The sequence below is a fragment of the Bacteriovorax sp. PP10 genome, assembly GCF_035013165.1.
Lineage (GTDB): Bacteria > Bdellovibrionota > Bacteriovoracia > Bacteriovoracales > Bacteriovoracaceae > Bacteriovorax > Bacteriovorax antarcticus.
On sequence record NZ_JAYGJQ010000002.1, the window covers coordinates 1,323,537 to 1,344,233 of the forward strand.

Sequence of the window (20,697 nt, forward strand, 5' to 3'; positions counted from 1 at the left end):
ACATAACTTATTGTCTTAACAATTTTAGTACGCGTGAGTAGTTGAGGAAATTAAAAATAAGACAATAGTAATAATTGAGATTGCATTTAGTTTGTTTATTTTTTTATCGTTTCTATTTAAATTTATTTTTCATAAATAATAATTACATTATTTTCATAATATTAACTTATGTTTATTTATTCTATTCCGAATTGGAGGACGTAAATAATTAGAAGGAGGATGAATGAAAAATTGGAGTTTAAGCGCAAAAATTTACTTTGTAGTTTTTATTATGTCGATAGGGCTTTGTACTGTTTCAGTGATTGGTATTTATCAAATGAGAAATATCAATACAATCTTAGAAGTCATCACGAAAGAAAGAATGCAGAATCTTATAAAAACTCACAATATCATGAGTCACTTTTACATTCAGATCATTAATGAAAGAAATTATATTCTTCAGGAATCAGTAGAAGCAAGAAAGACGAATAAAGGTTTTATTGAAAAAAGACATGGTGAACTTCAGGATATGATCGAGGCCAGAAAATTAACTTCAAGCCCTGAAGGCCTGAAAAATATCGTAGAATTCAAAAGTGTTTATGAGAAATGGGCGAAATTCAATCAGAATATTCAGGAGCTTGTTGACACCGGACACACTAAAGAAGCGGCAGTACTAGTTGCAGAAACGGGCCGCAAACTTCGTCTAGAAGGAGAAGAAATCCTACATCGTATTAATGTGCGCGATACAGAAAGGATGGCCGAGGAAACACAACTTGCAGCTGACACATATGCAGAAGCTAAGTTTATGGTCACTATTTCAAGTATCCTTGCACTTGCTCTAGGTCTGGGGTTAGCTGTGGCCACACTTCGAAAAGTCACACGTACAATTGATGAAGTTATCAATAATCTTTCTGATAACTCACAACAAGTGACTTCAGCAGCAGGGCAAATTGCCGCTTCATCAGAAGAATTATCTCAGGCCGTTACAGAACAGGCGTCTTCATTGGAGGAAACGGCTTCATCGATTGAAGAAATGAGTTCAATGGTTCAAAAGAATGCTGACAACTCAAGACAGGCCACTGAGATTGCTGATGGAAGTATGAAAAGTGCTACGAAGGGCCAGAAAGTTGTAGTGAATATGATTCATGCGATTGATGACATTAATAATAGTAATAAAAATATTATGACTCAAATTAATCATAGTAATGACCAGATTTCTGAAATCGTAAATGTGATTAAAGAAATCGAAACAAAAACAAAAGTCATTAATGATATCGTTTTTCAAACCAAACTTCTTTCTTTTAATGCCTCAGTAGAAGCAGCACGAGCAGGGGATCAGGGAAAGGGATTCGCTGTTGTTGCTGAAGAAGTAGGGAATCTTGCTCAAATGAGTGGGAATGCTGCTAATGAAATTTCTATGATGCTTGAAAGTAGCATTCATAAAGTAGAAGCTATCGTAAGGGACACAAAAGAAAAAGTAGAAGTGCTTATTAAAGATGGTTCAATGAAAGTTGAAGTTGGAACTCAAATTGCAAAAGAATGTGGTGAGGTTCTGGAAGAAATCGTAAAGAATAATGCTCAAGTGACAAAGATGACGGATGAAATTTCGACTGCATGCCAGGAGCAATCTCTGGGAGTTCAAGAAATCACTCGCGCTATGAACCAATTGGATCAAGTCACTCAAACCAATTCGACGACATCGGAAGAAACTGCGAGTGCAGCAGAGCAACTTTCAGCACAGGCCGTTTCTTTAAAAGGTGTGGTTGAATTACTAGTACTGACAATTAAAGGCGGAGAGAATGATCAGGCCAGAAGTATGGCCATGCCTATAAGAAAAGATCATACTGAAAATGTTGTTGCTTTTAAGGCCCCTGTTAAAAAAGTACCAACAGTGAAAAAAGCAACAACGACTCCGAAGCCACTGACAACTCAGTATAAGAAAGCTTCGGGTATGGAAGGAAGTCAGATCCCAATGGGAAATGACTCTCGATTTGAAGAAGTGTAATGGGATTATTCGAAAATAAAATTTTAACCGACGAAGATTTTCTCTACTTTAAAGAGAAAATCTTTGTCTCTTCAGGAATTAATCTTAATCTTTCCAAGAAGACGCTGGTTCAATCTCGATTGAATGCTCACCTTGATAGACTCAAGATTCCCACTTTTCATGAGTACCGCTCTTACCTGGAATCAAGGCCTGCCAATGATCCAGAGGTGCAAAGTTTTATTAATTTGCTGACAACTAATAAGACGGAGTGGTTTCGAGAGAATGAACACTTTGTTTATCTGGTTAATAAGTTTATTCCTGTGTGGAAAAAGCAAGGCAAGAAAAAACTGAAGGTTTGGAGTGCGGCCAGTTCAAGTGGAGAAGAGGCCTACACGCTTGCTGTGATTTTAAAAAACCTTCTGGATAAAACCGGGATTGATTTTGAAATCATTGGATCAGACATTGATACGAATGTTTTAGAGTTTGCTAAAAATGGCGTTTATAAAAAAGATCAACTTATCAATATTCCCAATGAGTATCATCGCTACTTTGACTTAGGAACTCAAGACATCAAAGAGTGGATGAAGATTAATAAAGCAATTAACCTCATGTGAGCTTCGAGCAATTCAACTTAAAAAATGGGAATTATCAGGATCTCAATAGGTCCTTTGATTTAATATTCTGCCGGAATGTGATGATTTATTTTACCCCTGAGACGATTGCGCAAATCGCGGAAGGTCTTTTTCAAAATGCAGCACCAGAGGCCGTTTTAATTATTTCTCATTCGGAGTCATTGCAAAACTTGAAGACGAATTGGAAAGTGAAGGGGCCGTCGATTTATACTAAAGGGCAGTTGTTTTTATAAGTAGGGCGGAAGTGATCCGCCCTTTTTTATTTGAGATTTAAATTTACACGTTTAATATCGGCCACTACCCAAAGAAGATCTCCCGCCTTTAAAACCATTCCAGAGTCTGGATTTAAAAAACGCTTTCCTTCTCTTTCAACTCCGACAATTAACCCTTCGATGCTTTCTCTGATTCCACAATCGCGGATTGTTTTTTCAATATAAGGAGAAAATTTTGAAAGGTGAAAACTCTCTAAACCATAATTAGCATGCTCTGGTGGCTCGGCATGAAAGTCTGTGGCCTCGATGACTCTCTTAGCTTCAGCTAACTCTGTATCGGATCCAATCAGGTAAAGATGATCATACGACATCAGTAAATGGTCTCTGCCTGGTGCCATGATCTTTTTATGCCCACGCTCAATCAGAGCGATCGTCACACCAAATTTTTCTTTTAGTTCTGACTCTTGCAATGTTTTCCCAATTATAATCGAGTTGGGTGAAACAATAAATTCCACCATCGCTGCATCCCATGGAGCAAGCTGGGGCTTTCTTTTTTGCAATTCAAGCTCTTCTCTTTCTTTTTCATTTAAGTTGTACATGAAGCGCTCTTCAATTGAATGATAGAAAGGCTCGATATATTTTCTAAGAACAATTGAAAGGATCACAATCACGATCAGCGCATATAAGTAAGAACTATGCATTGTCGTGAATCGACTGATCAATCCCAAAAGCAGTAAGAGCCCAAGGATGACTCTTGCGATTGTGACTCCGACCAGAAGGCCGCGAAGTTTGATAACATTCGCAGGGCTATTGGTTGAAGACTGAGCTGGAGCTCCAAAAATAATCGCCCATAAAAAAGGAGCGGCAATGACGATTGAGATAATCGCCCCAATTCCGGGAATGACTCTTGATTGAGTATTTAAATCGAAAACAAAATTTAAAATAACATGCTCGGTGAAAAGAGCGATGGCCACAACGACTGTGACGTTAAGAAGAATACGAATCCCGTAAGCTTCCCATAAAAGTCCAAAGACACCGACTTCACTTTTAGTTACAAATGTTGTTTCATAATGAGTTAGCTGCTCTTTGAATCCTTGTGGGATTCGTCCACTTATGACTTCATAAATTCGTTGGGAATTTCTGATTAAGTAAGGTGTCGTAAAAGTGGTGATTGCTGAAACGGCCACGGCTATTGGATAAAGAAAATCGCTGGTCACTTTTAACGTCACACCAAGAGTGGCAATAATGAATGAGAATTCCCCAATCTGCGCCAAACTCATGCCGGCATACATTGAAGTCTTTAAAGATTGTCCTGATAACAAAGCACCGATCGTTGTACTGAAAACTTTTCCAAGAATCGTGACTAGAGTGATGATAAGAATAATGTCTGCATACTCATACAGCGACTGAGGGTTAATCATCATTCCCACTGAAACGAAGAAGACCGCTGAAAAAAGATCTTTAATCGGATTAAGCAGATGCTCAATGTTTTTTCCTTCTTTGGTCTCCGCTAAAATAGACCCCATGATGAAAGCACCAAGCGGAGCAGAGAAGCCCACGTTCGTTGCGATAATAACCATCAGTAAACAAAGTCCAAGGGAGACGACAACTGTGGTCTCAGGGTTAAGCAGTTTTCTGATGGCATTTAAGAAAATAGGAATCAGATAAATTCCAACCAAAAACCAGATGGTAAGAAAGAAGCCTAATTTGAAAGTGGCCGACGCTAGTTCTGAACCAGACAGGGCATTAGAAACACCAACTGTTGTCAAAAGAACTAAAAGTAAAATTGCAATTAAGTCTTCAACAATTAAAATACCAAAAACTAAAGAAACAAATTTCTTTCCCTTAAGTCCTAATTCATCAAAGGCGCGCACGATAATCGTCGTTGAGGAAATTGAAAGAACTCCTCCAAGGTATAAACTGTCGATGCTATTCCAGCCAATAACTTTTCCGGTTAAAAAGCCAAGCCCGAGCATAAAGACGGCTTCAATGAAGGCCGTGATGCCGGCGCTTTTTCCAACGCGAGAAAGTTTTTTGAAACTAAATTCGAGTCCTAGACCAAAAAGTAAAAAGATCACCCCGATCTCGGCCCAGATGTGAACTGATTGAGTGTCTTGTACGTGAATGAAAAATGGAAAGTGTGGGCCTAGGAAAAATCCAGCTATTAAGTATCCTAAAACAACTGGCTGCTTGAGACGCTTAAACAAAAGAGTTACACAGGCCGCAGTGATAAGAATAAAGCCTAAGTCTCGGATTAGATCGGGAAGATGGTTCATAGATATCTTTGGTAAATTGTGAACGAAAACAAAGTAATGTCATCAAAACGCTAACTGAAAAATGTTGTTTTTTCAATACTTCCCGATGATATGAAAGGTGTTGTAAGAATGTATTGAATTTAATTTAAAAATAAAAAAAATCTTATCTAGTTACTCTAGTAATACGAACCTCAATGTTGTTTCTGACATTGGAAGTATTTGACTAAAATTTTTCGATTGCTCCTTTATTAAAATGGATTATGCTTTTAATAACTTTTTAGAAGGGGATTATATGAAAAAGTTATTAGGATTATTAATGGTTGTTCTTATCGCAACTTCTTGTTCATCAATCGAAAACGCTACTGAAAAATACAAAACACCAGACGCTCCAGACGCTGGTCTTGCTCCAGGGGAAAAGTCTAATTATTTAGAAAGCAGTAAGACAGAGACTCCAGCGCCAACTGAAACGAAGGCACCAGCTAAGAAAAAGAAAAAAGCAGCTAAGAAGTAAGTATTTGAGATTATAGCAGAGTTGCGATGTCGGGTATTTCTCGCGTTGCAACTCTATTAAATAATCCATTTAGGCCTTATAATTCTAGATAGATTATAAAGCTAAAAATGGATACGTATGAAATCATTATTTCTCTCTCTTTTGTTTATATGTACAGCAGGCCATGCTCAGTCGGGACCTCAATCAAAACTTATTACACCAGAACAATTGAAGGCCATTGAAGAGCAAGTCGATCGTGAACTTCTATCAAACAAACTTGATAACAAAAAAAAGCTAATCGCCAACTTACTTGCAGGAAGAGAATTTTATCAATACCGCTTTTTTGATAAATCTAAAAAGTATTATCAATCTGCTAAGACCATTGAAGTTAGAGAAAATAAAAGTGAAGCCTATATTAATTTAATGGCCATCGCTCTTTTATCAAAAGATAAAAAAGAATTGCAGACCGCTTATGCGGAAGCTGTTCAATATTTTAAAATGAATCCTGATTATTCTTCTGAGAGCACTCAGTATTATCTGCAGGCCATTGAAGGGCATTTAACTGGTAAAAGTAAAGAAGCCGTTAAGGGGTTCTATGGACAATTTGTCAGTGAGGCCAATTTGATTGAATTGGTGAAGAGCAAGCAATATGCTGAAGCTTTAAGTAAACTAAACCCTGAGAGAATGGGCGGCCCTGATAATACAAATCTAGAAACTATCATTTATGACTTACTCAATGTAAAACTCAATAAGACGAAAGTTCTTGCGTGTAATGAGGAGTATAAAAAGTACCCGAATGCTTACACCTATAGCATTCTCATTTGCGGCCTATTAAACGATTACGTGAATACATCAAAATTTAATCCTGAAAGACTTAAGCGTGCTGAAAAGTATTTTACTGAAGAAGCTCCTGATAAGTCCTACATGCTGGAACTTGTAAAGGAGATGAAATAATGAATAGAAATCTTCTTCTGATCGCAATGCTTTTACTTTTTTCTGCTTGTGAATCACAGTTGGGAACGACGATCACTGGGGCATTTTCAAATATTGTTTCGGGAAAATTTACTTCGTCATCAAGTGGTGATGAAGCTTATAGCGAAATGAAAAGTAAAATGCATTCAAAAGAGTCTTTCGAATCAGTAACTCCTACATGTGTTCCTGTGAGAAGTATTGATCCTATTTTAAGTACGAATACCAAAAATATGTCTCAAATTAAAGATAAGCTTTGTTCATGTTCTCCATGGGGAACATGTGATGCGAAGTCTTGTAGTTGTGAAAAATTATGCCCTAATGACTTTAGTATTTTTAAACCTGTAAAAGAGCTGGATGCACCGGAAGATACGTTATCTTTTACTAATTACAATAATAAGTTTTCAAGCGGGCTGACTTATAAGGGCTACTGTTGGGGGATTTCACTTCTTACTCAGCGATTTAATCGCATGGCCTCTTTCTCGCCAAAAAAATCCAAACAATTTACAACTGCTGGTCAGGATTCTAACAGAATCAGATTTTATAAAGGCATCATTAATCGCATAAATAATAATGAAGTCGTAGATATTCCAGGATTTGCCAACTTAAAAGAATTTTCTGAGGACCCGGAAGTAAAAGATCTTTTAGAAGATTCAGTTAAAGATCTTTGGTCGGAAAATGCCATGAGCTCACAGGGACTAGCAATGGTCGCAAGTGCTAAAACACCAGAAAAAGATGAACTTAATAAAATGTATGATGATATTGAATTTAGATTAAAAAATAATTTATCTCCATCCATCGTTTACAATCTTAGTGATGATAGAACAGACGCTCACGTTTTACTGGTAAGTGCTTCAGGAGTCAGGGCCGAAACAGGAGAGCGCTATTTATGTTTAAGAGACAATACATTTGTAGCGTCTATGAGCCAAAACTGTAATCTCAAAATGATTATCAAAAAAGATGGAACTCTCGTCCGTGAAATGGGCGATAATAAGTTGATAGACCCTAAAACTAAATTACCAGTGATCCCTCTAAAAGTAGGGAAGGTTGCGCTTGCTCATTCTGAAAATACAAACACAATGGAGCAAATCAGCAACCTTCGCGACAAATGTAGAAATGATAAGAACTGTAATGCCTCTGGAAATGACGTCAATAAAATTATTAAAGGGCGACATTAATTTTTTATTTTAAATTTTTATTTACGAAATCCCAGTTTGCTAACGCCCAAAATCCATTGATAAATTTAGGACGCTCATTTCTATAGTCAATGTAGTAAGCGTGCTCCCACACATCAACTGTTAAAAGAGGAGTGGCACCCGTTGTAAGCGGAGTCTGAGCATTGCTTGTATTAACGATAGCAAGTTTCCCATCTTTATTTTTTACAAGCCAAGTCCATCCAGCACCAAAATTTGCGACTGCTGATTTTGTGAACTCTTCTTTAAACTTTTCAAAGCTTCCCCATTCTTTAGTGATTGCTTCTAGAGCAGCACCAGTGGCCTCTCCGCCGCCTTTAGGGCTTAGTGAGTTCCAGAAGAATGTATGGTTCCAGATCTGAGCAGAGTTATTAAAAATCGGCCCTTCAGAGCTTAGGATGATTTCTTCAAGAGACATATTTTCATGTTTTGTTCCCTTGATGAGATTGTTTAAATTATTAACGTAAGCATTATGGTGTTTACCGTGGTGGTACTCTAGAGTTTCTTGTGACATATGTGGGACAAGAGCGTCTTTTGCGAATGGTAATTCTGGTAGTGTAAAAGTCATTGATTTCTCCTTGTGAACTTTGGTTAGCTCTAAGGTAACTGATCAATTGAATGCTTTCACTCAATTGTTAAATTATTAGATCTTTGCTAAGATAATAACAAGGAAGATATTATATGGACAAAGAGTTTGAGATACTTTCGCATAATCTGGCACATAATTTAATGGAGTTAAGGCAACGACGCGGACTCACGCAAGAAGCACTTGCGAAGTTAGTAGGATTGCCCAGGTCAACTATTGCCAATCTTGAATCAGGATTAGGTAATCCTTCATTAACCAATCTCGCAAGACTTTCATCAGCTTTGCACATTCCTATTGATAATCTTCTAACTCCTCAAGAAGTTGTCTGTAAATTTATTCCTGCATCTGAAATTCCTGTTCAGGTAAGAAGTCAGGGGGCCGTGCAAATTTATAAACTTCTGCCCGACTCACTTCCTAATATGGAAATTGACCGTATTGAAATCGAACCAGATGCACAAATGAAAGGGACACCTCATTCATCGGGAACGAAAGAATACTTTCATTGCATTCAAGGTGAGATGATGGTGAATGTTTTAGGGAATTCGTACGTGGTCAAAAAAGGGGATGTTTTAGCATTTCCAGGTGAGGCCAATCACAGTTATATCAATAAAGGCAGATCAAATGCGATAGGAATGAGCATCGTAGTGCTCAATCCTATCAGCGTATAAAAAATTATTTAATGAATCTATCAATAGACCATCTTCCAGCTCCACGAGCAAGGAAGACTAAAGAGATCACCAGATAGATTAGACCAAGCTCTTTCACATTAACTGGGTCAGCAGCATGTGCTCCAAACACTGCAACTAACATTGTAAAAGCAATTACAAATGCACTTGGGCGAGTTAAGAAACCAACGGCAAGGAAAACTCCTCCTACTAATTCAGCAAGACCCGCAAGCCATGCAAATAAAGAGGGAGCAGGGAAACCAAGGCCTGTCACTCCAGCGATTAAATCTGCACTTGGTGGAACTTTTCCGCTACCATGAAGGACTGCCAGTAAAAGACCCGCGACAACTCTTAGAGCTGTTATTGTTGCTTCGTTGAAAAGTGAATTTTCTTGAGTTGTTTTAAACATTAGCTTCTTAATCACTGATGACTCCTGTGGGGGGTGAATTTTTTTTGATCAATATCAAAGAATTTTTGATAAAATAATTTAGTAATAAGGTTAACTTGATTTCAGGAAATAAGAAATGCAAAAAGCTCTACTCATTCACAATCCACGTTGTTCAAAATCAAGAGGCGCAAAAGAAATTTTAGAAGAGCGTGGTATCGAATTTGATACTATTGATTATGTAAAAGATGGACTTAAAGAAAAATTACTTTCACACCTGCCAAAGCTTTTAGGAATTCCTTACGAGCAAATGGTGCGTAGTAAAGATGAAACTTATAAAGACTTGAAGCTTGCGGATAAAAAATTATCAAATAAAGAGTGGATTAAAGTGTTAATGGAAAATCCTATTTTACTTGAAAGACCTATCTTTATTAATGGCGATAGGGCCGTGATCGGAAGACCCCCGGAACTTGTGCTCGATCTTATTTAGCTGGTGCCACTCTAGCACTGGGGCCATTACTACATTCTGAGATTAATTTTTTGTTTACATTATTCCATTCACTTGACGCGTTTAAAAACTCAAAAATGAATGGCATACCAATTGCGTATGATACTCCTGCCAAAACTAAAAAGTAGTCAAAGGGGGACGAAATGGTATCAAAAGCACACATGCTGCTTGCGATTTTAATAATGTCATTATTAAACATCGCTGGAGCAGAAACATCAAAGTCATTTAAGTTCGAAAATCAAAGAGAAGAAATTTTTGATTTAGAAAACTGGTTAAAAGAAACTCGTTACAAAACAGAAACTCAGGATGCTACTTGCTATCGTCAAGAGCCTTATATTGAAAATGTGTGTAGAGATGTGACTCGTTACCGTCAACAATGCCGTACAGAACCAGGACGTCAGGACTGTCGTACAGTCTACGATCAAGTTTGTCGTACTGAAAATAGTTATGAAAATGAATGCCACTATGAAAGAGGACCACAAAGCTGCCGCGTAGTTGTTCGTTACAGACAAGAGTGCTCGCAAACTGGTGGAGGACAACAATGTCGTACAGAACCAGGAAGAGTTGAGTGTCACCGCGCTCCAAATGGAGAGAATAAGTGTGAAAAAATTCCACCAAGAGAAGTGTGTTCAGGTACTCCAAGTAGACAAGAATGCAGACAAGTTCCTTACGAAGAAAGAGAGTGTTCAGATGGACCTTCTCGTCAGGTATGCAACCAGGTAAACCGTCCACACCAAGTGTGTGAGAGCCGTCCTCGTCAACAGTGTGAGTGGATTCCAGCTCAACAGGTTTGTGAGCAAGTTCCTTACTCAGTTAATGAATGTAAAGATGAAACTCTTTATAACCAAATACCATATGCATGTAAAAAAGATGTTCAAGTTCCATACGTAGTAACACTAAGAACTCACCAGGCAAACGTTCAGGTTCTTTTTGATGCTAAATCAGCTGATGCTGCTTCAACTTTTAGAGTTGGATTAAGCGAAAATGGTGAAATGGAAATCGTAGGTAAAGAAGAAGCAGGAAGTAATGCAGTTGCTTTCGTAAAAAGAGATGTGAAGAATGCCCTTCAAGGTGACATCAACACAATCAAAGCTATCTACAAAGTTGCTCTATATAATAAAGCAGATCTTTTCAGCGTAAGCTCAAAAGGAATTACAAATGTAGACCTGAATAAACGTTCACTATCATTTGTAGTTAACGGAAAATTCGATAAAGCAAGATCAACACTTGCAGTAAGCATTGCTAAAAAAGATGAGTCGAAGTTTAACAAAGTTTTAAAACCAGCTCAGTTCACAGCGAAGTTTGATGGAACAGTGACAAGAGTAGATGTAGATCTGGAAAGCCTAGGAGCGCCAAAATTAGGTGGACTATTCAATAAGACTCACACTGTAAGCTTAAAGTTAAAAATGGATTATAGCGACGTTGGCGACCTTCTCCTTCCAAAGTTAGGAGAGTTATCGACATCGACAACTGTTGAAGCAGAGGTAGATTAATTACCCCCGGGCCGAAAGGTCTCGTGATGTCAGTAATGACCAAAAAGAAGGGCCGCTGTAAAGCGGCCCTTTTTATTTTAAATTTTTCCAGTTCTTAATAAGATTTCGAAGAGCTTCTGGTTTGTTGATTGGTTCCGGAAGATTATTATGTGTAACAGAGTTAATTCCATGGCAGCTGGCACAGGTTCTAATCTCTCCTGGAGCAAAACTAACCCAGACCCGCTCTCTTACTACTGCTTTCCCATCAGGATCAACCAGCTGCCAGCTTAAGGCCCTTCCGGCCGGAACAAAAGCGGCCATGGAACCATCGAGACCTAATTCAACATTTCCTTTATCAGTATAAAATTTTTCAATATCAGGATGAGTTAAAGTATTTCTTACGGGACGAGAATAAACTCTGCGTCCGGATTGTTTTAAATAGCTTCTGGTTAGTTCACCTTGAAAAAATTGCAGCTTTGAAATGTCATAAATTTTTCCACCGGTAGGAACGTTTTGTGTCCCGCCTGGAATGCGTAAATTAAAAGGCTGACTAACATCAGCGCGGTCTCTCATGGTGACATTTCTTGAAACAATCAAAGCGAGTTTTTTCTCCATCATCCATTTTTTTAATTCCTGCTCATCGACACCTTCTTCATCCAGTACTGATTTCTCAATAGGATTAGTCGCCATCATCTTAGCAATTGGACGCGGACGTGGACGAAGCTCGACCGCATCAACTTCATTTAAAGGCCCTAAGTACTCTTTTGGTTTTTCGGCATCAGTCCACCAGCGGATGTGTTTAACGATTCCACCCGTAAAAGGCGCACCGGCAATCATGTCTGCACCAAGAGGGTTAGGTATTAATTTTTTTAATTGGAAGATGTATCTGGGTCTAGTGGTTCCAGGGTCTATTGAATCGTCTTCATTCAAACGATACTCCGGAGTGTGGCTCACCAGAATTGTTCGATCAGTTAATCTGAGTGGATTTCTATAATGACCAGTCATGCTTGGAAGTTTTTCTGTCGTGCGATCCGGATAATAATCAAGAGTTGGATTGGTATAATCTGTCATCACAACTGTCTCTGGATTTTTTCCAGGAGGAAGATTGAACTCAACAATTCTTCCAGCAGTCTCACGCCCAAACTCCATGGCATAAGTTCCCATATAAGTTCCAGGATTATCGATATCTTCTTTTAACTGGAAGATTCCGGCATTGCCTGCAAAAGTTTCACGCATTTTTATATTGGCACTATACAGGGGAAGGCGATCAGTTAAGTTAGGGTCATCTAAAAAAACCGGCGGCATATAAGATCCACCGAACTCATGACGGCCGACGTGATTCATTGTTTCTTCTTCGGAGCCATCTTCATTAATCTGCCAGACAAAAAACTGGTTTAAGTTATTGATGGATTCATTGGGATCTTTAGTTGGATCTTTGATTGATCTTGCTTCAGGAAACAATTCATAGAGCACGCCATTTTTATCTGCAATGAGTTTTCCATTTTCATCAAACTCGGGGAAGCTCGTTTGTTTTGCATCAGGATTTTCATTTGGAAAATCAAAGGCCTTATATTTACCGTTATCATAGCGATCAGCATCGGCCTGCTGGTCACGTTTTAAGTGATCCCATTTAGTAAAAAGAATTCTTCCAAAACTATCGACATATAAATCAAATGACCCGCTTGGTGCATGTTGAATCATCGAGACCTTTTTAGCATTAAGGTCAATCTTCCAGATTCCCGTATTGGTAGGAGTTGACTCATACTCATCGAGTTGAGGGTAGGTGTGTTTCATGTCGTATAACGGAGCATCTGAAACAAAAAAGATATCGTCGTTAGCGCCGTAGACCGGTGAGAAGTTATTATACTTTGAAGACTGATAAGGAATTTTTCTAATCGTCACGACATCGTTTTCACCAAGCCCGAAGGCCTCATAAATTTGCCAGCGCCTTTCAGCTGCTCTATCAAAGCGCTCTTTGGGGCCACCGACGAGCATAGAAAAAATAACTTTATTTCCACTCCAGTGGACAGTAGGCTGCCTGACCGCAATAGGCTTTTTTCCTTCCTGTATGCCGCTACTCTTAACTCCGTATCCTGCAGATTCTGTAAGATTTTTTAAAGCGCCACTTGGGTAACGGATATATAAATCGCCTCCGGGGATAGAGTCGACAATGGATGTACCATGATTACCAAAAGCATTTAACTGTCCTTGCATGCTGACCACTGGAACTGTGGTGACAAAGACAATAGGGTTGCTGGTAATGATGATGGGATAAATGACGTTACCAATTTTGGGGCCGGTAGTTTCAGAGCTGTCGGGTCCACTACAAGCTGTGAAAATTATGAAAATAAAAAACCATGAATGTGTTATCATTTTGTGTATCATGCAATGTTTTTTATAGAGGAACTCCTTCACGATGAAAAGGCAGGATGCGTGGCAGAATATATTTAGAAAGGATACTAATGAGTAATTATTTTAAGGGTGACGAAAGATTGGAAACTTTTTTTGGAACTGGTGGTCTCATGAGAATGGGAGATATCACGAAATTAAATGTGCCGGATTTTGAAGTTTTAAGAAATCAAATTGTTTCTCATCAGTGGGATAAGGCGCTTGAGTATTTTAATTTTTTCTACACTCAAAATACTGGGATGATTCAACTTTTAATGGAATCTTTTCTTTCAATGCCTAAATTCTATGCAGAACTGACAAGTGTCGAAAACGAAAAATTACTAAGAAAAAAAGCGATTACTGATTACCAAACTCTGATTGACTTACTGAGGGACTCTTATCGAAATAAAGATGATCAAAATATTTTAGTTCAAGTTAAAAATTATTTTTCTGAAGAAAACTTACATTCACAAAATGCCGCAAAAATTTTGGGTGAAATGGAAATAACATTCAATAAAACATGTCAGGCCTTAAAAGCAAATGATGAATCAAAAGCACTTCATCTCGTTATTAATTACCATCACCAGGTATTAATTTACCATGATGCTTTAATCACTTTCTCATACTCTTACCCAACGACAGTTTTACAAGAGAGTGGTGAAGAAATCGCTCTTAGTGTTTGCAATGGAAGCATTGCACGCAATCCGATGTGGAATGGAATGTGGGAGCTGACAAAAATACTGACGCCAACTGACCTCGCAGCTTTTCTGGCCGAACATTTGCGCTTTCACTTTTCAGGTGCAGGCCGTGGAGGCCAGACTCAAATTGTTGAAGACGATAAAAAGATCCGCTTAATTTTTGATCCATGCGGAAGTGGTGGGGCCTTAAGAAGAAGGTTGAAAGATGATGTTGTTAATCTTCAGGAGAAACACCAACTGGGTTGGAATAAATGTGGTGAAGTGAATCTCTATTGCTCTCATTGTGCTTTAAATGAAAAAAAATCTATCGAGATGTTCGGTTATCCTAAACTTGTTGTAGAGTTTCAGGCCGATGAAAATAAACCTTGTGGATGGACCATGTATAAAGATGCAGCGGATGTTCCGGCAGAAGTTTACACTCGTTTGGGACTTAAAAAGTGAGTTATCTCTCGGCCAGTGAATCAAAAACAGTTCTTAAAATTTATGTTCAGCCAGGGGCCAGTAAAAATGAATTTGTGGGCCTCTACGGCGTCCCTCCAAGACTTAAACTTAAAATCAAGGCCCAACCACAAGATGGGGAGGCCAATGCTGAAGTCATTACTTTTTTGGCCAAAAGTCTTGGGATCAGTAAAAGCAAAGTGGAAATTTTTAGAGGGCACACGTCCAGACAAAAAGATGTACTCATCGATATGGAACTGAGTGCTGTGATGAAAATTATTCCAGAGTAAAACACTCCAAAAACACTATATACGTCTACTTATAAAACCGACAATCCCGCTCAGTGATCGAAATCTAATTTTATTTAATTTTACCAATCTTGAACCGATAAAGACTGGTAATAAAGGTTTGATTTAAAACTTGGGGACAATTGTGAAGACACTTTTAATTTTAGCTATTGGTTTGCTGCCATGTGTGGGGTTTGCAGAAATTCCAAAATGTTCAGCACAAAAAGTAAATATCATTGGAAAGTATGGTGAGAAAGGGGAAGTCTCTTCACCCATTCTTGATACATGGTCTGAAGTTTCGGGGAATCTGACTGCTTTTGAAATCAGAGCGAAGGAAGCTTTCACTAAAGCATTACTGGTTTTAAAGTCGGCCGATAATATCGTTCTTTTTAAATTAGAAATTCCAATAAAAAAGAATAGAGGAAGTGATTTTGACTTAATCGCTGAAATCAAAAAACAAAAAATTCAAGTTAAATCATTGGATCTGCAATTATATTCAGGAAATACAGCTCATGAATTCTGTCATGAGGAGACTGTAGTGACAGAAGTAGATGGTACGGGAGCGAGAGAGGTAAAAAATGATAAAGCAGTTAAATAAGTTTTTTTATTTGATCCTTATTCTTATGAGTTTCTCAGCCCCTGTGCATGCAGAAATTTCTTTTTCTTCAGGGTGGCAGTCGCTTCTGCGATTTCTTCACTTAGATATCAAAAAAGAAGTGAATAGTTATGTAACTCCGCCAGAGCGTCAGTGTACTGATCAAAATGTCGGAAGAGCTATTGCCAACACTCCACCGCCTGAACCACCGACAATGCCGGAAGAGCCGATCCTTACGGGTGCTGCTTCTGACGATGGTGCTTCATCGATGAGAGAAAAGATTATGGAAAACTACACCAAACTTGGTGGTGACCCGATTGCATTAGAGCAGTCTCTTTGTTTTTTTGATAAAAATAAAGGAGTCAAATTTAAAGCAGCAGGGGATCCAAGCCGTTCTGGTGGGATTAGTATCGATAACCAACGCTACATTACGATCAACGATTTAAACGTAACAATGTCTAAGTCACGCATGTTTGTAATTGATATGGAAACCGGAAAAGTGAATACTTATTTTTCTGCTCATGGATATGGCGGAAAAAAAGGTGTACCTGAAAGTGACATGATGGCCGAAGGTGTATCAAACGTAGATGGAAGTAATGCTTCTCCTCGTGGATTTTTTATTACTGGAACCAGAAGAGAAGGATCATCTGATCCACGCTGGAAGTTTTCAATGAAACTTCACGGTCTTCAGCAAGGGGTTAATGATAAATCGTTTTCAAGAGCGATTATTATGCACCCATTTCCTAAAATGCCGGAGGAGTCAGCTTCATCAGATGATCCGAATGTTTCAGGAGCGATCAGGTCAGAAGGACCATTTTCTTTAAGCCAAGGTTGTACGATGCTTTCGGAAAATTACGCCAGCGATATTATAAATAAAATTAAGACACCTTCAAATTCAAAAGGTGGAAGCCTTTATTACAACTATTCAGCAGAAGAAAAGTCCAGAGGGGCTTCATATTGTGGTGATGAAGGACTCATGAAGAAGTAGTCCTTAAATAAAGTAAGTTTGCTCAGTTATTATAAAAAAGAACCGATTAGAATAAAGTGAAAAGTTTAATCGTTGCGCTAATCATTTTTTCAACATCTGTCTTCGCTGAAACAGCGTTAACGAATCGTTTACGTAAAAATGATACGTACGATAAATTGTATTCAAAAATTGATACAACTTCATCAGACTCTAATGTCAGTGATTTTTCATCAAAAGTGACAGCTGCTTTTGAGGCGCAAAAAGAACTGGAATCAACAGAAAGTTCAAGAGCAAAATTATATTACCAGGAGGATGTTGATGCCAAACCCTGCGCAAGCTGCCCAAAATACCTGGATCTTGTTCTTCAGGTAAATCAGATTGTTGAAAAAACCAAAGATACTTCCGTTCAGAATGCTAACGAAAAGATGGTCGCGCTGACGAAGTTAAAATTTTTATACTACACTGTTAAATCGACTGATGAAGATAACAATGTAACTTGTAAAACCTACAATCCAATGCTCCCAAGTGAAAAGAAAAGTTATGAAAGAGGATCTCTTTCACTGGCCGCCGAGCAGGCCCTGGCCCTTCCTGATGTCAATAGTGTTCAGCTCTATGAAGGCAAAGGAAAAGAAGTTCATTACTTTTATAAAGGTGAAGGAAATGAAGCTGACAATGTCGTTGAAGTTGTTATCATGCCTGATGGGAAATCAATTATAAAATATTACAAATATGACAATGGATTAAATCTTCCAACAATGGGAGAGGCCCAGTTTAAAAAAATGAATTCCAGAGGCGACAATTATATTGATCTCACACCAACGGTGAAAACTGAGCACTTTGTTTTACCTACAGATATTGGTTTTGGTTCAATGGGAACAAAATATTCAATTAGTGATGACCTGGATTTAAGAAATAAAACAGAATTTGGTTTCAATAAACAAGGGACCAACGTAAGTGTTCTGGATAAAAGTGGTAATAAGTATTTAATCATTGAAGGTGAGAATATTACCGACGGTAAAAAAACAGTAGATGCCGTTGTTAATTACGATTTCGACTTATCTTCAGATTCAAAATTAAAACTTGGAACGAGTGTTGGTAATACAACTGAGACAGTGAGTGAAGATCTCTCAGATGGTGTGACTAATAAACAGTCTGTCAGAATGGGGATCACCGATCACAATAATGAGTATATTAAAGTCAGAACTTATGTTGATGATAAAGGTGTTTCATCTGTGGGTGTAGGAAATAAGTATAAAGTGGGTGAAGGCTCAGTGGGCGCTGACGTTGAAGTGGGACGCGATGGCTCAAAAAAATACTCGGTGGATGTTTTTGACCAGAATTATTTAAGCTCTGCTGGTTTTAGTTATGAACAAAGTATTTATAATGAAAGAAGTGTTGGAGTGAATGTTGGTGCCAATCTCGATCCTGAGAAGTCTTTGCGTTTAAGTACAGGATTTACAAGATCAGATACAGAGGGTTCAGCTGTCAAAGTCAATTTACAAAAGAAAATCAATGAAAACACTTCCATGGTCTTATCACTCGGAAAAAGTGAAAAAGAAGGGGCGAGTGTCCTTTATCAATTCGAAACGAAATTCTAATCTTATTTAAAGTAACGATCATTAATGTCCTGAATAACACCTTCTTTGCGAAGTTGCCTTAAGGTCTTTGAGAATTCCTGAGCGAACTTTTTATGATCGGGGCGGGCCTTAGAGAAGGCCACGTAAGAGGGAGTCTCAGATAAGACGTAAACGATTTCTAAGTCCTTCGAGTGCCCTAGCTTGGTACTTATGAATTTAAAGGCCTCTTCTGAGGCCGCTGCGACGTCCATTCGGATCTGGCCTTGGTGAGTCAGCTTGTTGATTTGCATTTCTTCTGTGCGGCTTATATCAACTTTGAGGTTGCTTTTGTAATTGTCAAACAAAGGCCCATAAGAGTATTGGTCGTTGATTCCTACAATATAATTTTGTAGATCACTCATTTTTTTGATTTTGATATTTCTTGCCTTGCGGGCAAAGATCACATTGCGGGTCTGGCTTAGGGGTTCTGTGGGAAAGTAAAGAAACTCTTCGCGCTCGCGCGTTTTGAGTGGAGGGAAGATGGCATCGACTTTTCCATTTTTAACCATGGAGACAGCACGCGGCCATGGGTATTGAACAAAGACAGGCTCAATTTTCATGCGTTTGCAGACGGCAGTAATAATGTCGATATATGTTCCGCGCAGTAGACCATTTTCCATGAAAACTTTAGGTGGGAGATTTTCAGGAGAGGCAAAAGTCATTTTTTCAGTAGAGTTTACAACTGGAAATAAGGTCAGTAATAAAAGCACCAGTATAAGAAAAATATTTTTAAAAGTTCTCGTCATTCTTAACTACTAATCCCGTTTTATATAAACCTTTATTCTAGTGAAGAATGGGGTCATATCCAATAAAAGATTCTAATAAGTTTATGAGTTTGACCACCTAACTACTTTGATTTTTTTTGTCTAAATTTTAGACACCCATGAAAAATTCATTCACTCCTTTGCTCTCAAGACCTCAATATGAAAAGAGTCTTTGTTGGAGAGAATATTGCTTTTAAAGCTCTAAATAAGTTTATTTAGGAGCTTGATAATGAGACATGGTTTGAATGTATCTTTATTACTGTCAGTTTTAATTATTACCGGTTGTGGTGGTAAGAAGAGCTCTGCTCCAAAACAAATGAGTGAGGCGTATAAGCTTGATAATTATTACGCTGTTGAAAATCCAAGTACATTAGACTACGAAAAAATAAAACAACTTCCTGAGACGGTTGACCTGAAAGATATGATGACACCGGTAAAAGATCAGGATGAAAGAGGGACATGCTCTTTCTTTGCAGGAATATCACTTGTTGAATCTGCTATTAAAAGCAAAATGAATGTAGAAGTTAATCTTTCGGAAGAGTATTTAAATTATGCCCTTAAATCAAAGCGTAAGGCCACAGGCGAAGGTGCATGGCCGGAGCAGAGTCTTTTTCAGGCGATCGATAATAAAGCAGGCTTTCTTCTAGAGCGTGACTGGCCTTATCAGCCATTATGGTTTGGGATAAAAGCACCATGTATTGATGTTAAAATGGATAATAAAGCTCCATCAGAATGTTATTCACATAATTCACCCCCCGAAGACATTCTGGCAAAAAAGATCTCAGGTGAAAATTTTGAACTTGAATATAACTCAGAGATTACGACCACTGACATTATTGGATCTCTTGCCTTGAATAAGAAGCCAATGGCCATTGTCGTTCCAGTCAATGCCAAAGGATGGAAAGATGATGGGACAGTTTCATATACTCAAGAATTAAAACAAGAATGTATTAATGATGGAAGTAAGTGTGGAACACACGTTATTGTCTTAACTGGTTATGATATCCCCAAAAAAGTTTTTTTCTTCAGAAATAGCTGGAATAAAAAATGGGGTAAAGATGGTTATGGAGAAATCCCATTTGATGTGATCGACAGAAATGCAGAGTTAGCAGTGACTATAGTGACTCTTAAATCAGATATTACACTGCCAGCTGATCATGCAAAAAATTATCTGGAGCTGGAGAACTTCAAGGTTTCTTCAAAAGAAGAAAAAGATCAATCTGTAACAATTAAAACATCGGCCCTGATTAGAAATAGTGGCGCTAATACGATCAAGTACGGATCGTCATTAATGGAAGTCGCTCCTGGTGTAACAGGGGAGATTAACGATAAAAATACAGAATACTTTGAGATGAGTGATGAAGATCATAAGTTATATGATGTCTGGGGAGTTTCAAACGGCACATTCATTTTTGCCGACTTAAAAACGCTAGATAAAACATGGTCTTTTGACGAAGGCGAAACTTATGTGGCCGCTACAAACTTAATGACATCCACTTCAGTAAAAAAGAGCTCAAGACTTTATTTCAGGACTTCACTTTATATGTATACGGATGACCAAAAATATAAAGTGCTTAAAAGATATTTCCATCCATTTAATTATAACTAAACGGT

At 38.2% G+C, this 20,697-nt stretch carries 20 protein-coding genes; 15 read left to right on the forward strand and 5 right to left on the reverse strand.

From position 1 onward, the window contains the following. Positions 1-223: 223 nt before the first annotated feature. Genes SHI21_RS16425 through SHI21_RS16435 form a run of 3 tightly spaced genes read left to right on the forward strand, consistent with a single transcriptional unit; the run spans position 224 to position 2,828 of the window. Complete coding sequence (locus tag SHI21_RS16425; RefSeq protein WP_323577979.1) at positions 224-1,984, forward strand: HAMP domain-containing methyl-accepting chemotaxis protein; 1,761 nt, start codon at positions 224-226, stop codon at positions 1,982-1,984. Continuing rightward, the gene (locus SHI21_RS16430; protein ID WP_323577981.1) at positions 1,984-2,577 is read left to right on the forward strand and encodes a CheR family methyltransferase; all 594 of its coding nucleotides are present in this window, start codon (positions 1,984-1,986) and stop codon (positions 2,575-2,577) included. Before SHI21_RS16425 ends, SHI21_RS16430 begins: the two co-directional genes overlap by 1 nt. Next, positions 2,574-2,828 carry a CheR family methyltransferase gene (locus SHI21_RS16435; protein ID WP_323577982.1) on the forward strand — a complete coding sequence of 85 codons (255 nt, stop codon included), beginning with the start codon at positions 2,574-2,576 and terminating at the stop codon, positions 2,826-2,828. Before SHI21_RS16430 ends, SHI21_RS16435 begins: the two co-directional genes overlap by 4 nt. Before the next feature lie 26 nt (positions 2,829-2,854). Here the strand turns inward: SHI21_RS16435 and SHI21_RS16440 are convergent, their stop codons facing one another. Next, positions 2,855-5,083, reverse strand: a complete 2,229-nt coding sequence (locus SHI21_RS16440; RefSeq protein WP_323577984.1) for a cation:proton antiporter — start codon at positions 5,081-5,083, stop codon at positions 2,855-2,857. 271 nt (positions 5,084-5,354) lie between these two features. Between SHI21_RS16440 and SHI21_RS16445 the strand changes: the two genes are divergently transcribed. The 3 genes from SHI21_RS16445 (at position 5,355) to SHI21_RS16455 (ending at position 7,699) form a co-directional block, all read left to right on the forward strand. Continuing rightward, entirely contained in the window at positions 5,355-5,573 is a 219-nt protein-coding gene (locus SHI21_RS16445; protein ID WP_323577985.1) for a hypothetical protein, read from the forward strand. Between the two features lie 117 nt (positions 5,574-5,690). Further along, positions 5,691-6,506: a hypothetical protein gene (locus SHI21_RS16450; protein WP_323577986.1), complete on the forward strand. Its 816-nt coding sequence runs from the start codon at positions 5,691-5,693 to the stop codon at positions 6,504-6,506. Beyond that, positions 6,506-7,699, forward strand: a complete 1,194-nt coding sequence (locus tag SHI21_RS16455; RefSeq protein WP_323577987.1) for a hypothetical protein — start codon at positions 6,506-6,508, stop codon at positions 7,697-7,699. Before SHI21_RS16450 ends, SHI21_RS16455 begins: the two co-directional genes overlap by 1 nt. Positions 7,700-7,703: 4 nt before the next feature. Here SHI21_RS16455 and SHI21_RS16460 read toward each other — a convergent pair whose 3' ends face one another. After that, positions 7,704-8,282: a superoxide dismutase gene (locus SHI21_RS16460; protein ID WP_323577989.1), complete on the reverse strand. Its 579-nt coding sequence runs from the start codon at positions 8,280-8,282 to the stop codon at positions 7,704-7,706. Between the two features lie 113 nt (positions 8,283-8,395). Here SHI21_RS16460 and SHI21_RS16465 point away from each other — a divergent pair, with 113 nt between their 5' ends. Continuing rightward, entirely contained in the window at positions 8,396-8,968 is a 573-nt protein-coding gene (locus tag SHI21_RS16465) for a helix-turn-helix domain-containing protein (RefSeq protein ID WP_323577991.1), read from the forward strand. A 4-nt stretch (positions 8,969-8,972) separates the two neighbouring features. On the opposite strand, the gene SHI21_RS16470 is transcribed toward SHI21_RS16465, so the two are convergent. Then, entirely contained in the window at positions 8,973-9,389 is a 417-nt protein-coding gene (locus SHI21_RS16470) for a DoxX family protein (protein ID WP_323577993.1), read from the reverse strand. Between the two features lie 100 nt (positions 9,390-9,489). On the opposite strand from SHI21_RS16470, the gene arsC reads away from it, so the two are divergent. After that, the gene (arsC, locus tag SHI21_RS16475; protein WP_323577994.1) at positions 9,490-9,840 is read left to right on the forward strand and encodes an arsenate reductase (glutaredoxin); all 351 of its coding nucleotides are present in this window, start codon (positions 9,490-9,492) and stop codon (positions 9,838-9,840) included. 161 nt (positions 9,841-10,001) lie between these two features. Then, positions 10,002-11,351, forward strand: a complete 1,350-nt coding sequence (locus SHI21_RS16480) for a hypothetical protein (protein ID WP_323577995.1) — start codon at positions 10,002-10,004, stop codon at positions 11,349-11,351. 72 nt (positions 11,352-11,423) lie between these two features. On the opposite strand, the gene SHI21_RS16485 is transcribed toward SHI21_RS16480, so the two are convergent. Continuing rightward, entirely contained in the window at positions 11,424-13,703 is a 2,280-nt protein-coding gene (locus SHI21_RS16485) for an HzsA-related protein (protein ID WP_323577996.1), read from the reverse strand. Positions 13,704-13,792: 89 nt separating this feature from the next. On the opposite strand from SHI21_RS16485, the gene SHI21_RS16490 reads away from it, so the two are divergent. From SHI21_RS16490 to SHI21_RS16510, 5 genes are all read left to right on the forward strand, one after another. Continuing rightward, positions 13,793-14,857, forward strand: a complete 1,065-nt coding sequence (locus tag SHI21_RS16490) for a hypothetical protein (RefSeq protein ID WP_323577997.1) — start codon at positions 13,793-13,795, stop codon at positions 14,855-14,857. Further along, positions 14,854-15,144: a DUF167 domain-containing protein gene (locus SHI21_RS16495; RefSeq protein ID WP_323577998.1), complete on the forward strand. Its 291-nt coding sequence runs from the start codon at positions 14,854-14,856 to the stop codon at positions 15,142-15,144. The genes SHI21_RS16490 and SHI21_RS16495 overlap by 4 nt, the downstream gene beginning before the upstream one ends. Positions 15,145-15,286: 142 nt before the next feature. After that, a complete protein-coding gene (locus tag SHI21_RS16500; RefSeq protein WP_323578000.1) occupies positions 15,287-15,739 on the forward strand; it encodes a hypothetical protein in 453 nt (150 codons plus the stop codon). Positions 15,740-15,764: 25 nt separating this feature from the next. Further along, positions 15,765-16,724, forward strand: a complete 960-nt coding sequence (locus SHI21_RS16505) for a murein L,D-transpeptidase catalytic domain-containing protein (protein WP_323578001.1) — start codon at positions 15,765-15,767, stop codon at positions 16,722-16,724. Positions 16,725-16,780: 56 nt separating this feature from the next. Then, positions 16,781-18,301, forward strand: coding sequence for a hypothetical protein (locus tag SHI21_RS16510; RefSeq protein WP_323578003.1), 1,521 nt, complete (start codon positions 16,781-16,783; stop codon positions 18,299-18,301). A 2-nt stretch (positions 18,302-18,303) separates the two neighbouring features. Here the strand turns inward: SHI21_RS16510 and SHI21_RS16515 are convergent, their stop codons facing one another. Further along, entirely contained in the window at positions 18,304-19,065 is a 762-nt protein-coding gene (locus SHI21_RS16515) for a substrate-binding periplasmic protein (protein WP_323578004.1), read from the reverse strand. A gap of 247 nt (positions 19,066-19,312) precedes the next feature. On the opposite strand from SHI21_RS16515, the gene SHI21_RS16520 reads away from it, so the two are divergent. Further along, positions 19,313-20,692 (forward strand): C1 family peptidase, encoded by a 1,380-nt coding sequence (locus SHI21_RS16520; RefSeq protein ID WP_323578005.1) that lies wholly within the window; start codon positions 19,313-19,315, stop codon positions 20,690-20,692. Positions 20,693-20,697 lie beyond the last annotated feature (5 nt).